The following is a 7,209-nucleotide window of genomic DNA, read 5'->3' as shown; positions in this document are numbered from 1 at the left end:
GACGGCCCTCGCTCATATCGGCGGGAGGCGGGACAACTGGGCCTCCGCCGCGCGTTCGATCTCCCGGCGCCGGGCGGGCGGGGTGCACCACCAGCGGACCGACATCCGCAGCCGCGCCCGGTGGTAGTGGAGTTGGTCGCGGAGGTCGACCAGCCGGAGCCGGGCTCCTTCCCAACGGCCGGGGGGCGTAACGGAGTCGGAGTCGGCATCGGGGTCCGCGAGGATGCGGGCCAGCAGGTCGATGTCGTTGTCCCGGCAGTACGCGGCGAGGTTGGCGGCCAGCGCGGCGCGGACCCGGGCCCGGCGGCGCAGCGGCCACCGGCGGCGCGGCAACCGTAAGCGGCGGAGGGCCCCCGGGCGGCCACTCGGGCGGTGGGCCCTCACAGCACCTCACCCCGCGAACGGGCGTTGGCGCGGGCCGTCTTGGCCCTTATGCGCTGCTCCGGGTCGGCCGGCCGTACGTCGGCGGGGTCGGCGGTCCACTCGGTCCCGCCGCCCATCGGCCGCAGGAACCAGATACCGCTCTCCTCGCCCCGGAATTCCCCCACCCGGTCCTGGACCAGGTCCACCACCAAGGCTCCCAGGGCAGGGAGTTGAGGGCTTTGGCCATTGGTTGGCACATACTCGCCACGCATTTCGCTCCTCTTTGTAGTGAATCCACTACCAAGCGAGTTCAGAGTGACGTAGCGTCGAAATCGCTTCAACGTGTTGTCGCCGGAGGAAGGGCTTGGTGATCCCCGTGGTGAACGTCAAGGAGCTGGACCCCGACGCCTCCCCCGAGGCCAACTGGGGAGCGCGTCTGCGCAGGCACCGGTTGGCGCAGGGCTGGAGCCAGGAGGAGACGGGTAGGCGGATGGCATATTCCGCCCAGCATATTTCGGCCCTCGAAACCGGCCGCAAGAAACCAACTCTTCAAGTCGCCCGCCGGGCCGATGTGGCCTTCGGAACCGGAGACGAGTTCGAACGCGCCTATGAGAAGGTGCGCAACGCGGGCCTGCTGGCGGGCTTTCCGCAGTTCATCGAGCACGAGGGTGAGGCGGTGGAAATCCGGCTCTATGAGGTCGGTGTCATCCCCGGATTGCTGCAGACGGTGGAGTACGCGACGGCGAATGCCGAGAGCGAGGTCAAGCGGGGGGCCATCACGCGCGAGCAGGCCGAGGAGCGGATCAGACTGGTGGAGGAGCGGCAGGAGGCGCTGAAGCGGGCGCCGGCGCCGCACGTCTTCGCCGTGCTGGACGAGGGGTGTCTGCTGCGGCCGATGGGCGGACCCGAGGTGATGAGGCGGCAGTACGACCGGCTGTTGGAGTTCGCGGAGCAGCCCAACGCGGTGCTTCAGGTGGCGCCGTTCTCCATGGGGGATCGTCGGCCGCTCAACCTGCCGATCACGCTGCTGACGCTGCCGGACCGCTCGCTGGTGCTGTACGCCGAGTCCGCCGATCGTGGTCATCTCGAACGCGACAGTGCGTATGTGATGCCCCTGCTGACGGCCTACCATCAGCTACAGCGCCACGCGCTGTCCCCGACGGAATCCGTCGACTACATCAGGAAGTTGCGAAAGGGCACCACGTGAAGAACGATTCCCCCCGCTGGTTCAAGTCCTCGTACAGCGCCAATGGTGGTCAGTGCGTCGAGGTGGCCGGCAACCTGGTCGCCTCGCACGGCACGGTGCCGGTGCGGGACTCCAAGGTCTCGGATGGTCCGGTTCTGGGCTTCCGGGCCGCCGCGTTCTCGTCTTTCGTGGTGGGTGTCAAGGCAGGAGAGCTCGGCACCCACTGAAAGGGAGTTTCGCGATGACCGAAACACCCCGTTGGTTCACATCCTCGTACAGCCAGAACGGCGGCGCTTGTGTCGAAGTCGCCGTCAACCTCGTCGGCGCGCATGGCGTCGTCCCCGTCCGCGACTCCAAGGACCGCGGTGGTCCAGTCCTGAGTCTCGCGGCCACGGCGTTCTCGTCCTTCGTGGCGGGCGTCAGGGACGGGGAGTTCGGCGCCGGCTGATCCGTGGACGGTCTAGCCCCGGTCGAGGCGGAGACGCCGAGCCCGGGGCAGACCGGCGACGACGAGGTCGTACGAGTCCTCGATGAGCTCCCGGACCAGACGGTCCGGGAGCTCAGTCACCTGGACGGTGTTCCAGTGCCGCTTGTTCATGTGATACCCGGGGACGATCCGACCGGGGTGCTCGGCGCGGAGTCGTACCGCGTTCTCCGGCTCGCACTTGAGGTTGACGGTGAGCGGGCGGGCGCCCAGCGCGGAGAGGGCGAAGAGTTTCCCGGCGACCTTGAAGACCGAGGTCTCCGGGGTGAACGGGAAGTCCTCCACCGCGTCGTTGAAGTCCAGGCAGAACGCCCGCAGCCGCTCGGGGGTCATGTCCGGGCACCCTCTTCCGCGTGTTCGGTCCGGCGCTCGGCCTCCGGCTCGGCCAGGACGGTGACGATCTTGTTGCGGCGGCCGGCCGGGGACTCGGCGGTGAGCCGCAGCGAGCGGCCGTCCGGCAGCTCCACCACGGCGGTGGCCCCGGCGATCGGCACCCGGCCGAGCTGCTTGGCGAGCAGTCCGCCGACGGTCTCCACGTCCTCGTCGTCGTACTCGTCAAGCCCGAACAGCTTGCCCAGGTCCCCGATGTCGAGCCGGGCGGTGACCCGGTAGCGGCCCTCGTCCAGCTCCTGGACGGGCGGCAGCTCGCGGTCGTACTCGTCGGTGATCTCCCCGACGATCTCCTCCAGGATGTCCTCGATGGTGACGATCCCGGCGGTGCCGCCGTACTCGTCGATGACCACCGCGCAGTGGTTGCGCTCCTGCTGCATCTCGCGGAGCAGGTCACCGGCGTTCTTGGTGTCCGGGACGAAGGCGGCGGCGCGCATCGCGGTGGAGACCAGATCGGCCTCGGCGTCCCGGTTGATGTGGGTCTTGCGGACGAGATCCTTGAGGTAGACGATCCCGACCACGTCGTCCTCGTTCTCCCCGGTCACCGGGATGCGGGAGAAGCCGGAGCGCAGGGCCAGGGTGAGCGCCTGCCGCACGGTCTTCCAGCGCTCGATGGAGACCACGTCGGTGCGCGGCACCATCACCTCGCGGACCAGGGTGTCGCCCAGCTCGAAGACCGAGTGCACCATCCGGCGCTCCTCGTCCTCGATCAGCTGCTCCTGCTCGGCGAAGTCCACCATGGCCCGCAGCTCCGCCTCGGAGGCGAACGGACCCTTGCGGAAGCCCTTGCCGGGGGTGAGGGCGTTGCCGACGAGGATCAGCAGGGGCGGGATCGGCCCCATGATCCTGGCCAGCGGCAGCAGCACGTACGCGGCGGCGGTGGCGGTGTTCAGCGGGTGCTGGATGCCGATGGTGCGCGGCGAGACGCCGACGGCGACGTACGAGACGAGCACCATCACCCCCACCGCGACCAGCAGCGCCACCCAGGTGCGGTCGAACTGCGCGAGGCAGGCGTAGGTGACCAGCACCCCGGCGGCCATCTCGCAGGCCACCCGGACCAGCAGCGCCACATTGAGGTAGCGGGTCTGGTCGGCGGCGACCCGGGCGAGGCGGTCGGACCCGCGCCGCCCGGCCCGGACCGCCTCGGCGGCCCGGAAGCTGGTCACCCGGGCGAGGCCGGCCTCGGCGCAGGCGGCGAACCAGCCGACGACGACCAGCGCCACCACGCCGAGGATCAGCTGCGCGCTCATGACAGGGTGGGCGCCGGGGACGGGCCGGTGAGGCCCTGCTCGGCGCGCCAGCCGTCCACGATGGCCGCCTGGAGGCCGAACATCTCGGCCTTCTCGTCCGGCTCCTCGTGGTCGTACCCGAGCAGGTGCAGCACACCGTGGACGGTGAGCAGTTGGAGCTCCTCGTCCATGGTGTGCCGCGTCGGCGCCTCCGCGCCCTGCCGGGCGGCGACCGCCGGGCAGAGCACGATGTCCCCCAGGAGACCCTGCGGGGGCTCCTCGTCGTCCTTGGACGGCGGGCGCAGCTCGTCCATCGGGAAGGACATGACGTCGGTGGGGCCCGGCAGGTCCATCCACTGGATGTGCAGCTGCTCCATCGCCTCCTCGTCCACCACGATGACGGAGAGCTCGGAGAGCGGGTGGATGCGCATGCGGGTCAGCGCGTAGCGGGCGATGTCGAGCAGCGCCTGCTCGTCGACCTCCGTGCCCGACTCGTTGTTGACGTCGATCGACATGGTGCTGTGGTGTCTACTTCCCGTCGCGGCTGGTTTTGCCGTCGCTGTTTCTGGTGTGCCTGGTGTCGCGGTTCGCGTTGGTGTCGTTCTGGTTGTCGTACTTCTCGTACGCGTCGACGATACGGCCGACGAGCTTGTGCCGGACGACATCCTGCGAGGTGAGCCGCGAGAAGTGCACGTCCTCCACGCCGTCCAGGATCTCCTGCACCTGGCGCAGCCCGCTCCTGGTGCCGTTCGGCAGGTCGACCTGGGTCACGTCACCGGTGATGACGATCTTCGAGTCGAAGCCGAGCCGGGTGAGGAACATCTTCATCTGCTCGGGATTGGTGTTCTGCGCCTCGTCCAGAATGATGAAGGCGTCATTGAGCGTGTTGTGCGTCAACAGGTAGTCCTGGGTGACGTACAGCGAGTCCTCGGCGGCCACCTGGATGCAGACGGTCTCCTCACGGCCCGCCGGTTCGATCGAGTCGACGAACCGCATCGGGCGCCCGCCCCCGCCCGCCGCGAGATAGCGCTGCTTCTTGCGCTCCAGGCGGAAGGGCTCGACGCCTTCCGGCAGACGGATGTCCACGACATGCGTGTCGTACACGTGGCGCCCGAGGGCAGTCCCCCGCTCGCGTCCCGCAGCCAGGCGACGCCGGGTGTACGCCACCCCGCCCAGCGAGCGGACCAGCGCGATGACGTCGTCCCGCAGCAGGATCGAGGCCGTCGAGTACTGCACTCGGCAGGTGCGCCCCGACTGGGTGACCGGGCCGCCGTCGGAGTCCAGCAGGCCCTGGAGCACCGCGAGACGTACGTCCTCGGAGTTGTGCAGATACGTCTCCGGGACGGACTTGGAGTGCGACCGGACCCCCAGCAGGTCCAGCTCCCGGGCGATGGCGGTCACCGGGTTGGCGGTGGTGACCGGGGAGCCGGGCACCTTCACCCTGTTCAGGACGTAGTCCGGGCCGCTCCGGTGCCGGACCACGACACCGGGCAGTGCCGCCTCCAGGGCGCGGGCCAGCTCCTCATCCTCGGTGGAGAACGACGGGGTGGTCGATCCGGTCAGGCAGCCGTCGCCCAGCAGGAGTCCCAGGGCGTACGGGTCTATCGGCACCGCGCGCGCGGGCATCTGGACCGGCGCGGTGAGCAGCGGCAGCTCGTACCGGCGGGCATGGGCGGCGCGCAGCTCGCCGATCATCTCCTGGGTCTCCAGGACCCGCCAGGGCTTGTCGCGGCGCTTGTCGGCGGCGGTCCGGACCGTCCACAGGTGCTCTCCGCAGCACAGGGTCCAGGAGCCGTCCTGGGCGCTGAGGCGGTAGATGTCCTTCTCGCCCTGCGGGTAGACACCGAGCACGGGCGTCGGCTCGCCGTTCGACCCGACGACCAGGTCACCGACCTGGAGCTCACCGATGGGACGCCAGCCGTCCGGAGTGAGGACCGGGGTGAACACCGGTTGCGCGCGCCCACGCATGTAGGCCAGGGGGGCGACCTCGATGGTGCCGGCGGCCATCAGACGGGGGATCGAGTCGGGGTCGAGCATGTCGTGCAGGGCGTCGTAGAGCGGCCGCAGATAGGGGTCGATCTTCTCGTAGAGCGTGCCGGGCAGGAAGCCGAGCCGCTCCCCCGCCTCCACGGCGGGCCGGGTCAGGATGATCCGGGTGACCTGCTTCGACTGGAGCGCCTGCACCGCCTTGGCCATGGCCAGATAGGTCTTGCCGGTACCGGCGGGGCCGATGCCGAAGACGACGGTGTGCTTGTCGATGGCGTCGACATAGCGCTTCTGGTTGAGCGTCTTGGGGCGGATCGTGCGGCCCCGGTTGGAGAGAATGTTCTGCGTGAGCACCTCGGCCGGGGTCTCCTGCCCCGCCTCGGCCGTACCGTCCTCGCTCGCCCTCAGCATGGCGATCGAGCGTTCCACCGCGTCCTCCGTCATCGGCTGCCCGGTGCGGAGCACCAGCATCATCTGATCGAACAAGCGCTGGACGAGGGCCACCTCACCGGCGTCCCCCACCGCGCTCACCTCATTGCCCCGGACGTGGATGTCGACGGCCGGGAACGCGTTCTCTATCACGCGCAGCAGGGAGTCACCGGAGCCGAGCACCGTCACCATCGGGTGCTTGGCCGGGACGGTGAACTGGGCCCTCACCTCGTCCCGGGCGGGGCGCTGCGGCGTGCTGGTCCGGTCTGTGGGTGTCTGAGTCATGGGCCGGCACTCGGGCCTGCGCACACCTCCCGTAGCGGGGCTGCCGCCTGTCGACAGCCTCGACTCTCCAGCGTACGTCCCGCCTGTTTGTTAGGGCACTCGTTTCTCTCGGGGCGCTCGTTCGCCTCCGGGGGCCGGCACCGACGGTCGGCCGGGGCGCAGGGACGGGCGGAGGCGCGGGAGGGCGCGAGGGGCACACGGTGGCCGCCGGGGGTCACACGGGGTGGCGGAAGCCGATGGTGGGGACGGCGCGGCGGAGGGGCCAGGGGCGGACGGGGGCGGGGAGCAGGGGGCAGAGGAAGGCGTAGCGGCGGAGCGCCTCGGGGTCCTGGTCGGGGCACTCCCGGACGTACTTCCACCAGGCGGCGACCTCGGCCCAACCGGGTGCGGAGAGGGAGCCGCCGAACTCCTGGACCGAGAGGGCGGCGGTGAGCCCGGCGAAGGCCAGCCGGTCGGTGAGCGGCCAGCCGGCCAGGGTGCCGGTGACGAACCCGGCCACGAAGACGTCCCCGGCGCCGGTCGGGTCCAGGGCGGCGACCTCGATGGCGGGGACCTCGGCGGTCTCGCCGGTCGCCCCGTCCACCGCGTACGCGCCCTCCGCGCCGAGCGTCACCACGGCGAGCGGCACCTTCTCGGCCAGTGCCCGGGCGGCGGCGCGCGGACAGGAGGTGCGGGTGTAGCGCATCGCCTCCTCGGCGTTGGGCAGGAACGCCTCGCAGTGCTCCAGGTCCGGCAGGGCGGCCAGGTCCCAGCGGCCGGTCTCGTCCCAGCCGGTGTCCCCGAAGACCCGGGTGCCGGCCCGGGCGGCCCTGGCCACCCACTCCTCGCGGCGGCCGGGCACGAGGGAGGCGACGGCG

General features: G+C 70.5%; 10 protein-coding genes. 3 read left to right on the top strand and 7 right to left on the bottom strand.

What is annotated here, in order from left to right; genetic code table 11:
* Window positions 1–12 precede the first annotated feature (12 nt).
* Together NX801_RS30445 and NX801_RS30440 are read right to left on the bottom strand one after the other, a co-directional pair.
* The gene (locus NX801_RS30445) at window positions 13–333 is read right to left on the bottom strand and encodes a hypothetical protein (RefSeq protein ID WP_258791202.1); all 321 of its coding nucleotides are present in this window, start codon (window positions 331–333) and stop codon (window positions 13–15) included.
* A gap of 47 nt (window positions 334–380) precedes the next feature.
* Window positions 381–569 (bottom strand): hypothetical protein, encoded by a 189-nt coding sequence (locus NX801_RS30440; protein ID WP_309505938.1) that lies wholly within the window; start codon window positions 567–569, stop codon window positions 381–383.
* A gap of 158 nt (window positions 570–727) precedes the next feature.
* Here NX801_RS30440 and NX801_RS30435 point away from each other — a divergent pair, with 158 nt between their 5' ends.
* From NX801_RS30435 to NX801_RS30425, 3 genes are read left to right on the top strand one after another with little or no spacing between them, the layout of a single operon-like run.
* On the top strand, window positions 728–1,570 hold the full coding sequence (locus tag NX801_RS30435) for a helix-turn-helix domain-containing protein (RefSeq protein WP_428986275.1): 843 nt from the start codon (window positions 728–730) through the stop codon (window positions 1,568–1,570).
* A complete protein-coding gene (locus NX801_RS30430) occupies window positions 1,567–1,776 on the top strand; it encodes a DUF397 domain-containing protein (protein ID WP_258791200.1) in 210 nt (69 codons plus the stop codon). Before NX801_RS30435 ends, NX801_RS30430 begins: the two co-directional genes overlap by 4 nt.
* A gap of 14 nt (window positions 1,777–1,790) precedes the next feature.
* On the top strand, window positions 1,791–1,997 hold the full coding sequence (locus NX801_RS30425) for a DUF397 domain-containing protein (protein ID WP_258791199.1): 207 nt from the start codon (window positions 1,791–1,793) through the stop codon (window positions 1,995–1,997).
* 12 nt (window positions 1,998–2,009) lie between these two features.
* Here the strand turns inward: NX801_RS30425 and NX801_RS30420 are convergent, their stop codons facing one another.
* The 5 genes from NX801_RS30420 to NX801_RS30400 all read right to left on the bottom strand — a co-directional run.
* Window positions 2,010–2,366: an MmcQ/YjbR family DNA-binding protein gene (locus NX801_RS30420; RefSeq protein ID WP_258791198.1), complete on the bottom strand. Its 357-nt coding sequence runs from the start codon at window positions 2,364–2,366 to the stop codon at window positions 2,010–2,012.
* A complete protein-coding gene (locus NX801_RS30415) occupies window positions 2,363–3,673 on the bottom strand; it encodes a hemolysin family protein (RefSeq protein WP_258791197.1) in 1,311 nt (436 codons plus the stop codon). Before NX801_RS30415 ends, NX801_RS30420 begins: the two co-directional genes overlap by 4 nt.
* On the bottom strand, window positions 3,670–4,167 hold the full coding sequence (ybeY, locus tag NX801_RS30410; RefSeq protein ID WP_258791196.1) for an rRNA maturation RNase YbeY: 498 nt from the start codon (window positions 4,165–4,167) through the stop codon (window positions 3,670–3,672). The genes NX801_RS30415 and ybeY overlap by 4 nt, the downstream gene beginning before the upstream one ends.
* Window positions 4,168–4,180: 13 nt before the next feature.
* A complete protein-coding gene (locus NX801_RS30405; protein ID WP_258791195.1) occupies window positions 4,181–6,352 on the bottom strand; it encodes a PhoH family protein in 2,172 nt (723 codons plus the stop codon).
* Window positions 6,353–6,566: 214 nt separating this feature from the next.
* The coding region (locus NX801_RS30400; protein ID WP_258791194.1) for a carbohydrate kinase family protein at window positions 6,567–7,209 on the bottom strand (643 nt) is incomplete at its 5' end.

The organism is Streptomyces pyxinae (assembly GCF_024756275.1).
GTDB lineage: Bacteria > Actinomycetota > Actinomycetes > Streptomycetales > Streptomycetaceae > Streptomyces > Streptomyces pyxinae.
This window is presented reverse-complemented; position numbering and strand designations above follow the sequence as displayed.

Bases quoted from the DNA above. Each gene is read 5' to 3' on its own strand.
- NX801_RS30425 (WP_258791199.1), top strand. From the start codon at position 1,791: ATGACCGAAACACCCCGTTGGTTCACATCCTCGTACAGCCAGAACGGC.
- ybeY (WP_258791196.1), bottom strand. From the start codon at position 4,167: ATGTCGATCGACGTCAACAACGAGTCGGGCACGGAGGTCGACGAGCAG.
- NX801_RS30420 (WP_258791198.1), bottom strand. From the start codon at position 2,366: ATGACCCCCGAGCGGCTGCGGGCGTTCTGCCTGGACTTCAACGACGCG.
- NX801_RS30415 (WP_258791197.1), bottom strand. From the start codon at position 3,673: ATGAGCGCGCAGCTGATCCTCGGCGTGGTGGCGCTGGTCGTCGTCGGC.
- NX801_RS30405 (WP_258791195.1), bottom strand. From the start codon at position 6,352: ATGACTCAGACACCCACAGACCGGACCAGCACGCCGCAGCGCCCCGCC.